The sequence below is a fragment of the Caballeronia sp. BR00000012568055 genome, assembly GCF_029439455.1.
In the GTDB taxonomy this organism is placed as follows: domain Bacteria; phylum Pseudomonadota; class Gammaproteobacteria; order Burkholderiales; family Burkholderiaceae; genus Caballeronia.
This window is the reverse complement of record NZ_JAQFVG010000346.1, coordinates 1-12,916: the sequence shown is the minus strand read 5'-3', so window position 1 is coordinate 12,916 and position 12,916 is coordinate 1. Positions and strand designations below refer to the sequence as shown.

The window sequence follows — 12,916 nt, the reverse complement described above, 5'->3', positions numbered from 1 at the left end:
GGATATCGCGACTCAGAGCACGATGGATTTGCTGCATAAGCTGCTGCCGATCACGGTGAGTATCGGCGTTGCGGTGTGCAGACCGGCGCGCGGGCAGGGCGTTGATGAAGTGATGCGGCTCGCGGATAAGGCGTTGTATCAGTCGAAGTCGGAAGGGCGGGATCGGGTGACGGTGGTTTCTTCCGAAGCCGTTACGCGGGGGAGCGCCGCCACGGTCATTTGAGGAACCGCGCGGCGCTCGCGAGTCTTTTACGCCAGCAAGGCGTCGCGCGGCACCCGCACCAACCCCTCCATCAACACCCGCGCACTCCGGCTCATAATCGCCTTCGTGACCTTCCACTCGCCACCATCCTCCACCGCTTCGGCCCCAACCCGCAACGTGCCCGACGGATGCCCGAAGCGCACCGCCTGACGCCCGCCGCCGCCCGCCGCGAGATTGACCAGCGTGCCGGGAATCGCCGCCGCCGTGCCAATCGCCACCGCCGCCGTGCCCATCATCGCGTGATGGAGCTTGCCCATCGACATGGCGCGAACGAGTACATCAACGTCTTCCGCGCCGACGCGCTTGCCGCTCGACGCGACATACTCCGCAGGCCGCGCGACGAACGCGACTTTCGGCGTGTGCTGACGCTTGGCGATTTCATCGAGACTCCTGATTAATCCCATTCGCAGCGCGCCGTACGCGCGGATCGTTTCGAAGCGTTTCAAAGCCGCATCGTCGCTGTTGATCGCGTCCTGCAACTCCGTGCCCGTATAACCGATTGCCTCGGCGTTCACGAAGATCGTCGGAATGCCCGCGTTGATCATGGTCGCCTTCAGCGTGCCAATGCCGGGCACGTCCAGATCATCGACCACATTGCCGGTCGGGAACATCGCGCCGCCCGCGCCTTCTTCTTCCGCAGCCGGATCGAGGAATTCGAGTTGCACTTCGGCGGCGGGGAAGGTCACTCCATCGAGTTCGAAATCACCGGTTTCCTGCACCGCGCCGTGGGTCATCGGCACATGCGCGATGATCGTTTTGCCAATATTCGCCTGCCAGATCCGCACGATCGCCACGCCGTTATCGGGCACGCGTTTGGGATCGACCAATCCGCCGCTGATCGCGAACGGACCGACCGCCGCCGAGAGATTGCCGCAGTTTCCGCTCCAATCGACGAACGGCTTGTCGATGGAGACCTGCCCGAACAGATAGTCCACGTCGTGCCCCGCACGCGTGCTCTTCGACACGATCACCGTCTTGCTCGTGCTCGATGTCGCGCCGCCCATGCCATCGGTCTGTTTGCCGTACGGATCGGGACTGCCGATCACGCGCAGAAACAGCGCATCGCGCGCCGCGCCGGGGACGCGCGCGGCTTCGGGCAAATCGTTCAGGCGAAAGAACACGCCTTTGCTGGTGCCGCCGCGCATGTAGGTCGCGGGAATCTTGATTTGAGGTGCATGTGCCATTCCGATTTCCTTTGAACTTAAGCCGCAGCTTTCGACGATTCTAAGAAGTCCTGCGCAAAGCGTTGCAACACGCCGCCCGCTTCGTAGATCGACACTTCTTCGGCGGTATCGAGTCTGCATGTAACGGGCACTTCGACACGTTCGCCATTTTTGCGCGTGATGACCAGCGTCAGATCCGCGCGCGGCTTGCGTTCACCGATCACATCGAACGTCTCGGTTCCGTCGATACCCAATGCCAGCCGATTCACGCCCGCCTTGAATTCCAGCGGCAGCACGCCCATTCCGATCAGATTCGTTCGATGGATACGCTCGAATCCCTCCGCCACGATCGCCTCGACGCCCGCCAGCCGCACGCCTTTCGCGGCCCAATCGCGCGATGAACCCTGCCCGTAATCCGCACCCGCGATGATGATGAGCGGCTGCTTGCGCTCCATATACGTTTCGATCGCTTCCCACATGCGCACGACGCGGCCTTCCGGTTCGATACGCGCCAGCGATCCCTTCTTCACCTGACCATCGACTACGGCCATTTCGTTGATGAGCGTCGGGTTCGCGAAGGTCGCGCGCTGCGCGGTCAGGTGGTCGCCGCGATGCGTCGCGTAGGAATTGAAGTCTTCTTCCGGCAGGCCCATTTTGGTGAGGTATTCGCCTGCTGCGCTGTTGGCGAGAATCGCGTTCGAAGGCGAGAGATGATCGGTCGTGATGTTGTCGCCGAGCACGGCGAGCGGGCGCATGCCGCTGAGCGTGCGCACGCCTGCGAGCGCGCCTTCCCAATACGGCGGACGGCGGATATACGTACTCTGCGCGCGCCAGTCGTAGAGCGGGCTGATCTGCGCGCTTTCGGCGGCGGTGAGCGCGAACATTGGTTCGTACACTTTACGAAAGTGTTCCGGCTTGACGCTCTGCGCGACGATTGCATCGATTTCATCGTCGTCGGGCCAGATGTCTTTCAGATACACCGGCTGTCCGTTTTTGCCCGTGCCAAGCGCATTCTTTTCGATATCGAAGTGAATCGTGCCTGCGATTGCATACGCGACGACCAACGGCGGCGACGCGAGAAACGCCTGCTTCGCATACGGATGGATGCGGCCATCGAAATTGCGATTGCCCGAGAGCACGGCCGTCGTATAAAGCTCGCGATCGATGATTTCCTGCTGAATCACCGGATCGAGCGCGCCCGACATGCCGTTGCATGTCGTACACGCGAACGCAACGATGCCGAAGCCGAGCTTCTCAAGCTCGGGCAATAGTTCGGCCTCCTGCAAATACAGTTCGACCGCCTTCGATCCCGGTGCAAGCGACGACTTCACCCAAGGCTTTCGCGTCAGTCCATGCGCGTTCGCATTGCGCGCCAGCAGCGCCGCCGCGATCACATTGCGCGGATTGCTCGTATTCGTGCAGCTCGTGATCGCCGCGATAATCACCGCGCCATCCGGCATCTTGCCCGGCGTTTCTTCCCATTCGCCCGCGATGCCGCGCGCCGCAAGCTGCGATGTCGGCAGACGCTTATGCGGATTCGACGGCCCCGCCATATTGCGTTCGACGCTCGACAGATCGAAGCGCAGCACGCGTTCGTATCGCACGTAATTGAGCGTATCGGCCCAGAGGCCAGCGGTCTTTGCGTATGTTTCGACGAGACGAATCTGCGCTTCTTCACGTCCCGTGAGACGCAGATATTCGATGGTTTGTTCATCGATATAAAACATCGCGGCAGTCGCGCCATACTCGGGCGCCATATTCGAAATCGTCGCGCGGTCGCCGAGCGTCAGGCTCGATGCGCCTTCGCCATAAAACTCCAGATACGCGCCGACGACCTTTTCTTTACGCAAGAATTCGGTCAGCGCCAGCACGATATCCGTCGCCGTAATCCCCGGCTGCCGCTTGCCCGATAGTTCGACGCCAACGATATCCGGCAACCGCATCCACGATGCGCGTCCGAGCATGACGTTCTCCGCTTCCAGCCCGCCCACGCCGATTGCGATCACGCCGAGCGCATCGACATGTGGCGTGTGGCTGTCGGTGCCGACGAGCGTGTCAGGGAACGCGACGCCATCGATCGCGTGGATGACGGGCGACATTCTCTCCAGATTGATCTGGTGCATGATGCCGTTGCCGGGCGGAATCACATCGACATTCTTGAAGGCCTTCTTGGTCCAGTTGATGAAGTCGAAGCGATCTTCGTTGCGCCGATCTTCGATCGCGCGATTCTTCGCGAACGCGTCCGGATCGAAACCGCCGCACTCGACCGCCAGCGAATGATCGACGATCAGTTGAACCGGCACCACGGGATTCACCTTCGCCGGATCGCCGCCTTGGTCAGCGATGGCATCGCGCAGACCGGCGAGATCGACCAGCGCCGTCTGTCCGAGGATGTCGTGACACACCACGCGAGCCGGGAACCACGGGAAATCGCGCTCGGTCTTGCGTTCGATCAGTTGCAGCAGCGAGGCTTCGAGAATCTCCGGATCGCAGCGGCGCACGAGGTTTTCGGCCAGCACGCGGGAGGTGTAGGGCAGGCTATCCCACGCACCGGGACGGAGGGCGTCGACGGCCGCGCGCGCATCGAAGTAATCGTGTTGAGTGCCGGAAAGAGCGGTGCGATAAGCAGTATTCATGGCCGTGTCTCGTTCATCGCATGGTCTGTGGTTTTCAGTCGCCATGCTCGAAGTATTGTGGAGCGGGGTGAATCAAGTCGGCTCCATTGACGGAGCCGACGAATGACGCCGATATTACTTACGGTCCGCAAGCGGCACGAACTCGAGATTGTCCGGACCCGTATAGTTTGCGCTCGGCCGGATAATCTTGTTGTCGATGCGCTGCTCGATGATATGCGCGCTCCATCCCGACGTGCGCGAGATCACGAACAGCGGCGTGAACATGGCGGTCGGCACCCCCATCATGTGATACGACACGGCGCTGAACCAATCGAGATTCGGGAACATCTTTTTCGATTCCCACATCACCGATTCGAGACGTTCAGCAATGCTGAATAGCTTGGTATCGCCCGCTTCTTTCGAGAGCTTCTTCGCGACTTCCTTGATGACCTTGTTACGCGGATCGGAGATCGTGTAGACGGGATGGCCGAAGCCGATCACGACTTCCTTGTTCTCGACGCGGCGCTTGATATCCGCTTCGGCGTCGTCGGCGTTTTCATAGCGCGACTGGATTTCGGACGCGACCTCATTCGCGCCGCCATGCTTCGGGCCGCGCAATGCGCCGATTGCACCCGTGATCGACGAATACATGTCCGAACCCGTACCGGCGATCACGCGCGCGGTAAAGGTTGAAGCATTGAACTCATGCTCTGCGTAAAGATTGAGCGATACGTGCATTGCATCGACCCAAGCTTTGGACGGCGCTTTGCCGTGCAGCAAATGCAGAAAGTGTCCGCCGATGGAATCGTCATCCGTTTCCACTTCGATACGCTTGCCGTTGTGCGAATAGTGATACCAGTACAGCAGCATCGAACCGAGCGATGCCATCAGGCGGTCGGCAATATCCTTCGCGCCCGGAATATTATGATCGTCCTTTTCGGGCAGCACGGTGCCGAGCACGGACACGCCGGTGCGCATTACGTCCATCGGATGCGCGGAGGCGGGAATCCATTCGAGCGCCGCTTTCAGATTCGCGGGCAGGCCGCGCAATCCCTTGAGCTTGGTTTTATACGCGCTCAGTTCGGCTTTGTTCGGCAGCTTGCCGTGCACCAGCAAATACGCGATTTCCTCGAACTCGGAAGAGGTCGCGATATCGAGAATGTCGTAGCCGCGATAGTGCAGATCGTTTCCTGTCTTGCCGACCGTGCACAGCGCCGTATTGCCCGCCGTGACGCCCGACAGCGCGACGGATTTCTTCGGCTTGAAGCCTGCTGTGGTGCCTTGTGTGTCGCTCATCGTTTGATCTCCTTATTTCTTGGCCGCGAAAAGCTCGTCGAGCTTGTCTTCGTAAGCGTGATAGCCGAGGTATTTGTACAGATCCGCGCGCGTCTGCATGGTATCGACGGCGGCCTTTTGCGTGCCGTCGCGCTTCACGGTTTCGTAGAAGTTGAGCGCCGCCGCGTTCATCGCGCGATACGCGCCGCAGCAGTACAACGCGATATCCACGTTCGCGCTTTTCAGTTCATCGACGGTGAAGAAGGGCGTCGAACCGAACTCGGTCAAGTTGGCGAGAATCGGTACGCGCACGGCGGCCTTGAAACGGCGATAGTCGTCGAGCGTTTTCATCGCTTCGGGGAAGATCATGTCCGCGCCCGCATCGACATAGGCGACCGCGCGCTCGATCGCCGCATCGATTCCTTCCGATGCCGCCGCGTCCGTGCGCGCCATGATCACGAAGGACTCGTCGGTGCGCGCATCGACGGCGGCTTTGACGCGATCGACCATTTCGCCGGTCGGCACCACTTCCTTGCCCGGCCGATGCCCGCAGCGTTTCTGCCCGACCTGATCTTCCATATGCACCGCCGCCACGCCCGCCTTGATAAACGAGCGCACCGTGCGAGCGATATTGAACGCGCCGCCCCAGCCGGTATCGATATCGACCAGCAGCGGCAGCGAAGAAGCATCGGTGATGCGGCGGGCATCGATCAGCACGTCTTCCATCGTGCTGATGCCGAGATCGGGCATGCCGAGCGAGTTGGCGGCCACGCCGCCGCCCGACAGATAAAGCGCTTTGAAGCCAACGGCTTCGGCCATTTTCGCGGCGTAGGCGGTGATCGCGCCGACCACTTGCAGCGGGGATTCTTCGCGGACCGCGTCACGGAACCGCGCGCCGGCGGTTTGCACGGTTTGGCTGTTTGAACTCACGTTGATGTCTCCTTAGAAGGCGTGCGTTTAGTGCAAATAGCTTGCCATGTTTCTGGCGTTTTCTAGTGCGTTGATTTATCGATAAAACGCTGTGGAGCGAACGCGCGTACGATTTCATTAGTGAAATCATAATTTCGAAGATGAAATAAAACCGCTATCCTTGCCACATGAAAACGCAGACCTTCGCGCGCCCGCGCATCTGGGCAACCGGCATCAGCCGCCTGAGAGATTTGTTTATCGATATCGCCGGGGATTATGCGGAGCGCGCCGAACTGAACGTGCTCGCGCTCGGCTTCGAAGATGCGGTGCGGGCGATCGAAGCGTCGGAAGGCGAGCGGCCGGATGTGATCGTGGCGGGCGGATCGAACGGGGCGTATCTGAAGTCGCGGGTGAGCGTGCCGGTGGTCATCATCGGGCCGACCGGTTTCGATGTGATGCACGCGCTGGCCCGGGCGCGGCGCGAAGGCGCGCGTGTGGCGCTGGTCACGCACGGCGAGACGCCGAAGGAAGTCGAGCGCTTTCTGGGCGCTTACGGCATCGAATTGATTTGCGAGTCGTATGCGACCACGCAGGACGCCGAGAATCTCGTGCTGGATTTGCGCGATCGCGGCGTGGACGTGGTCGTCGGTCCCGGCATGGTCACCGATCTCGCGGCGGAAGCGGGCATGGGCGCGGTGTTTCTGTACTCGCGCGCATCGATTGCGGCGGCGTTCGAGACGGCGCTGGAAGTCGCGCAGGCCATGCGCAGCGAGGCGGCGCGCCGGAATCGGCTGGACAATCTGCTTCAGCATTTGCGCGACGGCGTGGTCGCCGTCGATGCCGATGGCCGTATCGAAGCGATCAATCGCCCGTTGATGAACGCGCTCGGACTCGGCATCGCCGATTCCTCGCGGCTCGCGGGCCGCGCGCTGCTCGATGTCGCGCCCGCGCTCGACGGCATGTTGCCCGCCGCCGATGGCGATGTGTTCGGCAAGGTGCGCGGCGTCAGCTACGCGATCCATCGCGGGCCGCTGGCGGGCGACGGCGCATCGGCGGGGACGCTGTTCACGTTTCAGGAATCGCGTGCGGTCGAGCGGTTGGATCGCACGTTGCGGTCGCGGCAGGGCGCGCAGGAGTTCGTCGCGCGGTATCGGCTGGAAGATGTGGTCGGAGAATCGGACTCGATCGAGCGGGTCAGGGCGCTGGTGCGCAAATACGCGAAGTCGAACGCGACCGTGCTGATTCTCGGCGAAAGCGGCACCGGCAAGGAAATGGTCGCGCAGAGCATGCATCGGCTGAGCCGGCGGCGCGACTTTCCGTTCGTCGCGATCAACTGCGGCGCGTTTCCCGAAGCGCTGCTCGAAAGCGAATTGTTTGGTTATGAGGAAGGCGCGTTCACGGGCGCGCGCAAAGGTGGCAAGGCGGGCCTGATCGAAGCGGCGCATCGCGGCACCTTGTTTCTCGATGAAATCGGCGAAATGCCGCCGTCGCTGCAAAGCCGGCTGCTGCGCGTGCTTCAGGAGCGCGAAGTGGTGCGGCTCGGATCGACGGAGCCGACGCGCGTGGATATCCGCGTGATCGCGGCGACGCATCGGACGCTGGCGGATGGCGTGGCGAATGGATCGTTCCGGGCCGACTTGTTTTATCGCATCAACATACTGAGCGTGGCGCTGCCGCCTTTGCGCGCCCGTTCCGGCGATATCGCGCTGCTGGCGACCGAACTGCTGCTTCAGGCGGCGTCGCGCGACAAGGCGCTGGCGGCGCGCGTGCCGGATCGAAACGCGGCGATGCAACTGCTTGCCCCGCTGGAACAGACGATGCGCACGTACCTTTGGCCCGGCAATGTGCGCGAATTGCAGAACGTTATCGAGCGAATCGCGGTCGAACTCGCAGACCTGCCATCCGATACACCCTTGCCGATGGACGATTTCGAAGCCATCGCGCCCGAGTTGTTCGAAATCGCGCCGGAAGGCGAGGGCGCGTCGAATCTGCGCCAGTTGAGCCGATCCGCCGAAGCCGATCAGGTCCGCGCCACGCTCGACGAATTCGGCGGCGACCGCGATGCGGCGTGTCGCGCGCTCGGCATCAGTAAAACTACCTTGTGGCGCAAGCTCAACGCAGGCGGTAATAGGCGTTAACAGGCGTTAATAGACGTTGAGCGTAGAGCGGTTTGCCGTAGAATGGCCGCCAAAGTTTTTCACACGCAGCAAATAACCGAATTTGAGCCAAACACGGCTCCAGGACAGAAACACATGGCATATCAAAGTATCGAGCTTGCCCAACTGCTCGCAAAACAGGAAGAACTGGACAAGCAACTCGCCGATGCAAAGGCGCGCGAGACACGCGTCGTATTGCTGGAAATCGTGCAGAAAATGCGCGAGTACAACATCAGCCTGAACGAGCTGATGGGGCGCAAGACGGGCGCGAAGCCCGCCGTGGAATCCGTAGCCGCTGTCGCTGCGGAACCGGTCGTGAAGTATCGCGAGCCGGTGACGGGCGCGACCTGGTCGGGACGTGGCCGCGCGCCGCACTGGATCGCCGGGAAGAATCGCGATGACTTTCTGGTCGATCAGGCGGGTTCATCGATTGGCATGGTTCAGCCGGATTTGTTTTCCGGCAAGCACTGAGCGCTTGCTCGCTTGTGCAAATGCGCTTCTTTGGCGTTCCTTATTTGCCGATGCGGTGACCGGAACGCCGCGCCGATCGCTTCGGCCTGCTTCAGACCGTCATCACGATTCGGTGCGTTGTGATCGCCTTCCACGTCGTAGATCAGATGGCTCGCCACGTCCGTGACGCCGCAATAGGCAAAAATGCCGACGTCCATTTGCGTGCGCATAGCGTCGGCGTAGCCGTATTTGTCGTAGGTCCGCTTGCGCGATCCGGCTATGCCGATCAGCGTCGTCGGCACGTTTTGCAGTAGCGACGCGGGCGGCGCCTTGCCGCGATCCACCACGCCACTGCCGAACTGATACGCCCAACCGCCCGTAAACACGCGCTCGATCCAGCCTTTCATCAGCGCGGGCATGCTCCACCAATAGACCGGAAACACGAACGCGAGCCGGTCCGCGCGCTCGACGCGTTCGTGCATTGCGGCGATATCGTCCGGAACGGGTCCGCCCCAGAAATGCGCGTGATCGGTTTCCGTAAAGCGCGGATCGAAACCCTCGCTGTGCAGATCGAGAATATCGATGGAATCGCCCGCGTGCTCGAATGGCCGGTGAAAGGCATCCATCACGGCAGCGGGATATTTGTCTCTGAACGGATGCGCGAAAACGGTCAGCACGTGCATATCGACGTCCTTTTTAAGGTGTTTTGGCGTGTTCTATTAGTACGGCAGCGGCGGCGCGCGCGGCGCTGATCGAATAGACGCCGCGATAGCTCGCCGCCGACGTCGCGCCTTCGAACAGCACGAGGATTTGATCGACGAGCATAGTGTTTTGCACGTCGCCCAAATCATTCGATACGGCTAAAGCGACAAGCGCGCCCAGTCGCTCCCGATAACCCGCAATCGCTTCGAGCACCAACGCGGTTTCTTCGCTCGTCTCGCCTTTCGCGCGCAAAAACAAGCAGCCGCGCGCGCCTTCCGCCCGCGTCCACGCCCCCAGCGATGCGAACAGCGCGTCCACATTCTGCGCATCGGCGTGATCGAAAAAACGCCGCGTGCGTTCGGCCAAAACCGCCGCAATCAATTCCGACTTACTGCCGATGTGCTTGTACAGCGTGCGACTCGACACCTGCGCGGCTTCGGCCAGCTTGTCCATGCCGGTGGCCGTGAAGCCGTATTGGTCGAAGGCGCGTTCGGCGCTGGCAATGATGTGCGTTTTGAGGTCCATGTCTCGCAGTGTACAACGATCGTTTTACATGTCAAGTCGTGTGGAACTCAGCGGGTTCCCTAATCGCAGAGACGCGCGAGAAGGTTCACCATCGTCGAATTGATTCGGAGAACGTGAATGGAGCAATTGACGATCAGAAGCATCGCCGCGCGCGCGGTGGTCACGCCGCTGGAACGGCAGGTGCGCACGGCATCGGGGACGATCGGCGAGTCGCCGCTGGTGCTACTCGATGTGCAGACCGATGAAGGCATCGTCGGGCGCGCGTATCTGTTCGGCTATACGCCGATGACGCTCAAGCCGCTCGTCTGTCTTATCGAACAGTTGGAGCCGGAGCTGATCGGCAAGCGCATCGTGCCGCAGGATTTGCTCAGGGCTTTGCAGGACCGGTATCGGCTGCTCGGGTCGCAAGGGCTGCTCGGCATGGTGGCATCCGGCCTCGATATGGCGTACTGGGACGCACTCGGCAAAGCCGCCGATGCGCCGGTCGTATCGCTACTCGGTGGCGCACCGAAAAGGCTGCGCGCGTACGACAGCTACGGCATGGTCGATCCTTCGGAGGACGAAAAGTCGCTGCGTGCATCGCTCGATCAGGGTTTCAAGGCCATCAAGATCAAAGTCGGTTTTGCGGATGCGAAGAAGGACGTCGAAGTGGTGCGCGCGGTGCGCGACATGATCGGCCCGGATATCGCGCTGATGGTCGATTACAACCAAAGCCTCGCGCCCAACGAAGCGATCCGGCGAATTCGCACGATCGAACCGTACGATCTGACCTGGGTGGAAGAACCCGTCGCCGCTGAAGATTTGCAGGGCGCGGCGCGCGTGCGGCAGGCCGTGAACGTCGATATTCAGATGGGCGAAAACTGGTGGTTTCCGCGCGATGCCGAGCGCGCCCTAAGCGCCAACGCCTGCGATCTGATGATGCCCGACGTGATGAAAATCGGCGGTATAACCGGCTGGCTCAGCACAATGGGCATGGCCCAGATGCGGTCGATGCCGATGTCGAGCCATATCTTCGTCGAAGCGAGCGCGCATGCGCTGGCCGTGTCGCCCACGTGCCATTACCTCGAATATCTCGACTTCGCGGGTGCGATCCTCGCGCAGAAGAACGAGATCGTCGATGGCGGTTTCGAGGCGCGCGGACCGGGCCTTGGTATCGAATGGGACGAAGCGGCTGTGAAGCGATACGCGGCTCGTTAATCATTCAAGCTCAGCCGATGGGCGCGAAATTGCGCAGTTCGCTCAACTCCTGAATCACCGGCACGGAATGATTCAACGCGGCCTGCGCGTGCGCGCTCAACCGATATCCGACCACAAAAACGCCCGCTGCAATGCCCGCCTGCGCGCCCGCCAGACTATCTTCGACGAGTACGCAACGCTCCGGCGCGAGTCCCATCAACGCGACCGCGTGACGGATCAACCCCGGCTCCGGTTTCCACGATCCGACTTCGTATGCACTCACCACGCGACCCGTGAAATGCGGCAGCAAACCCGTCACGCCAAGGCACTTTTCAAGCTTGTCGCGCGGCCCGTTCGACGCCACGCACTTTTCGATGGTGATCGCGCTCACCAACTCCACCGCGCCGTTCATCGGCTGAAGTTCGGTGGAAAAGAGTACGGCACTGCGCACGCGAAACGTGTGTGTAAAGTCTTCGATGCTTGCGATCGGATAGTCGTGCAGCAACGCTTGCGCAAACAGCGCGAAGCGGCATCCGCGAAAACGTTCGAGGATTTCGTCGGGCGAAACGCGCACGCCTGCATCGGCCAAAATCTCGCCGATGGCGCGGGCGGAGAGCGTTTCGCTATCGACCAGCGTGCCATCGCTGTCGAAAATAATGCCTTCGATATTCACGGACGAATCACCCTCAATGCACAGAAAGAGCCTGAATTTTAGGTGATTCGCGCGAACGCGTCATTTTTCGATCAGCAGGCACCAAATGGCGAGAAATGGTTCGGCATGCGAACGAACTGCGTGAATGGCATTCGGCGCGTTGTGAATGCCGCCACCGATGCCGGGATCGAACCAGTCGCCGTCGTTCTGCCGGAACTCGCCCGGCGTGAACAGCACATACGCTTCTTCAGGCGGATGGCCGTGATCCGGATAGCGCGTCTCGGGCGCCATGATGGTGAAGCCGAGTTGCACGTCATAGCGGCTTTCCGTGCCGCCGGGACCGCAGATCATCGCGTTCACGTGGTTGTCGATGTAATGCGCGCTGCCGTTCGTGCCCGACGTGCGGCGCGCCTGCCCGAGTTCCGGCTCGAGCACGATGATGGCGCGCGCTGCATCGCCCATTGGCGTGGGTTCGTCGATGAGCTTTGCCAGCGCGGGCGCGATCCACTTGCACACCGGATAACGCTCGCTGTGCCGCTTTCCATCGTTCGATACGGTTTGCAGCCGCTCGAATACACGCGATGCCACCGCGCGGCCACCAACAGGCAAGCGTGGCGATTGAAACAGGATTCGCGCGGCGTCGATAAAGGACGTGACAGCTTCGGGGCGAGCTTCAGTGCGATTAGTCATCAGAGCCAGTCGCTTTCGAAAGGACAATCCGTCAGTGTGACACAGCCGTTTTCGGTCAGCACGACTTGCTGCTCCAGCTTGACGCCCTGCGTGCCGCCATCCGCGCCGATATAACTCTCGACGCACACAGTCATGCCTGCTTCGAACTGACCATCGTAGCCCGCACTGTCCCAATCCACCTGATGCGCAATCGATGGATATTCATCCACCATGCCGATTCCATGTGCCAAACAACAATAGCGATTCCTTACGTACTCCTCGGGAATTTTCCACGCTTTATCGGCAAATTCCTTGAAGCTCATGCCGGGGCGCAAAATGTCCATGTTGTAGTGGACTTGCGA

At 61.0% G+C, this 12,916-nt stretch carries 13 protein-coding genes; 4 read left to right on the top strand and 9 right to left on the bottom strand.

Annotated elements, in window-relative coordinates; all coding sequences use genetic code 11:
- A partial coding sequence (locus P7F28_RS29990) for a GGDEF domain-containing protein (protein WP_277188689.1) occupies window positions 1–223 on the top strand: 223 nt, incomplete at its 5' end.
- 26 nt (window positions 224–249) lie between these two features.
- Here the strand turns inward: P7F28_RS29990 and prpF are convergent.
- The 4 genes from prpF to prpB form a co-directional block, all read right to left on the bottom strand.
- Window positions 250–1,446 carry a 2-methylaconitate cis-trans isomerase PrpF gene (gene prpF, locus P7F28_RS29985; RefSeq protein ID WP_277188687.1) on the bottom strand — a complete coding sequence of 399 codons (1,197 nt, stop codon included), beginning with the start codon at window positions 1,444–1,446 and terminating at the stop codon, window positions 250–252.
- A 17-nt stretch (window positions 1,447–1,463) separates the two neighbouring features.
- A complete protein-coding gene (acnD, locus tag P7F28_RS29980; protein WP_277188685.1) occupies window positions 1,464–4,061 on the bottom strand; it encodes a Fe/S-dependent 2-methylisocitrate dehydratase AcnD in 2,598 nt (865 codons plus the stop codon).
- Window positions 4,062–4,175: 114 nt separating this feature from the next.
- A complete protein-coding gene (prpC, locus tag P7F28_RS29975; protein WP_277188683.1) occupies window positions 4,176–5,336 on the bottom strand; it encodes a 2-methylcitrate synthase in 1,161 nt (386 codons plus the stop codon).
- A gap of 12 nt (window positions 5,337–5,348) precedes the next feature.
- A complete protein-coding gene (gene prpB / locus P7F28_RS29970; RefSeq protein WP_277188680.1) occupies window positions 5,349–6,245 on the bottom strand; it encodes a methylisocitrate lyase in 897 nt (298 codons plus the stop codon).
- Window positions 6,246–6,412: 167 nt separating this feature from the next.
- Here prpB and prpR point away from each other — a divergent pair, with 167 nt between their 5' ends.
- Window positions 6,413–8,362 carry a propionate catabolism operon regulatory protein PrpR gene (gene prpR, locus P7F28_RS29965; RefSeq protein ID WP_277188678.1) on the top strand — a complete coding sequence of 650 codons (1,950 nt, stop codon included), beginning with the start codon at window positions 6,413–6,415 and terminating at the stop codon, window positions 8,360–8,362.
- A 114-nt stretch (window positions 8,363–8,476) separates the two neighbouring features.
- Window positions 8,477–8,851, top strand: coding sequence for an H-NS histone family protein (locus P7F28_RS29960; protein ID WP_277188675.1), 375 nt, complete (start codon window positions 8,477–8,479; stop codon window positions 8,849–8,851).
- Here P7F28_RS29960 and P7F28_RS29955 read toward each other — a convergent pair.
- Together P7F28_RS29955 and P7F28_RS29950 are read right to left on the bottom strand one after the other, a co-directional pair.
- Window positions 8,821–9,513, bottom strand: a complete 693-nt coding sequence (locus P7F28_RS29955; protein WP_277188673.1) for an NAD(P)H-dependent oxidoreductase — start codon at window positions 9,511–9,513, stop codon at window positions 8,821–8,823. The genes P7F28_RS29960 and P7F28_RS29955 overlap by 31 nt on opposite strands.
- Window positions 9,514–9,526: 13 nt before the next feature.
- Window positions 9,527–10,057, bottom strand: a complete 531-nt coding sequence (locus P7F28_RS29950) for a TetR/AcrR family transcriptional regulator (RefSeq protein ID WP_277188671.1) — start codon at window positions 10,055–10,057, stop codon at window positions 9,527–9,529.
- Between the two features lie 117 nt (window positions 10,058–10,174).
- On the opposite strand from P7F28_RS29950, the gene P7F28_RS29945 reads away from it, so the two are divergent.
- The gene (locus tag P7F28_RS29945; RefSeq protein ID WP_277188669.1) at window positions 10,175–11,254 is read left to right on the top strand and encodes an enolase C-terminal domain-like protein; all 1,080 of its coding nucleotides are present in this window, start codon (window positions 10,175–10,177) and stop codon (window positions 11,252–11,254) included.
- Window positions 11,255–11,264: 10 nt separating this feature from the next.
- On the opposite strand, the gene P7F28_RS29940 is transcribed toward P7F28_RS29945, so the two are convergent.
- The 3 genes from P7F28_RS29940 to P7F28_RS29930 form a co-directional block, all read right to left on the bottom strand.
- On the bottom strand, window positions 11,265–11,906 hold the full coding sequence (locus P7F28_RS29940; RefSeq protein WP_277188667.1) for an HAD-IA family hydrolase: 642 nt from the start codon (window positions 11,904–11,906) through the stop codon (window positions 11,265–11,267).
- 60 nt (window positions 11,907–11,966) lie between these two features.
- Window positions 11,967–12,575 carry a dimethylsulfonioproprionate lyase family protein gene (locus tag P7F28_RS29935; RefSeq protein ID WP_277188665.1) on the bottom strand — a complete coding sequence of 203 codons (609 nt, stop codon included), beginning with the start codon at window positions 12,573–12,575 and terminating at the stop codon, window positions 11,967–11,969.
- On the bottom strand, window positions 12,575–12,916 hold a 342-nt coding region (locus P7F28_RS29930), incomplete at its 5' end, for a Xaa-Pro peptidase family protein (protein ID WP_277188664.1). The genes P7F28_RS29935 and P7F28_RS29930, both read right to left, overlap by 1 nt.

Bases quoted from the DNA above. Each gene is read 5' to 3' on its own strand.
- prpF (WP_277188687.1), bottom strand. From the start codon at position 1,446: ATGGCACATGCACCTCAAATCAAGATTCCCGCGACCTACATGCGCGGC.
- acnD (WP_277188685.1), bottom strand. From the start codon at position 4,061: ATGAATACTGCTTATCGCACCGCTCTTTCCGGCACTCAACACGATTAC.
- prpC (WP_277188683.1), bottom strand. From the start codon at position 5,336: ATGAGCGACACACAAGGCACCACAGCAGGCTTCAAGCCGAAGAAATCC.
- prpR (WP_277188678.1), top strand. From the start codon at position 6,413: ATGAAAACGCAGACCTTCGCGCGCCCGCGCATCTGGGCAACCGGCATC.
- P7F28_RS29960 (WP_277188675.1), top strand. From the start codon at position 8,477: ATGGCATATCAAAGTATCGAGCTTGCCCAACTGCTCGCAAAACAGGAA.
- P7F28_RS29955 (WP_277188673.1), bottom strand. From the start codon at position 9,513: ATGCACGTGCTGACCGTTTTCGCGCATCCGTTCAGAGACAAATATCCC.
- P7F28_RS29950 (WP_277188671.1), bottom strand. From the start codon at position 10,057: ATGGACCTCAAAACGCACATCATTGCCAGCGCCGAACGCGCCTTCGAC.
- P7F28_RS29945 (WP_277188669.1), top strand. From the start codon at position 10,175: ATGGAGCAATTGACGATCAGAAGCATCGCCGCGCGCGCGGTGGTCACG.
- P7F28_RS29935 (WP_277188665.1), bottom strand. From the start codon at position 12,575: ATGACTAATCGCACTGAAGCTCGCCCCGAAGCTGTCACGTCCTTTATC.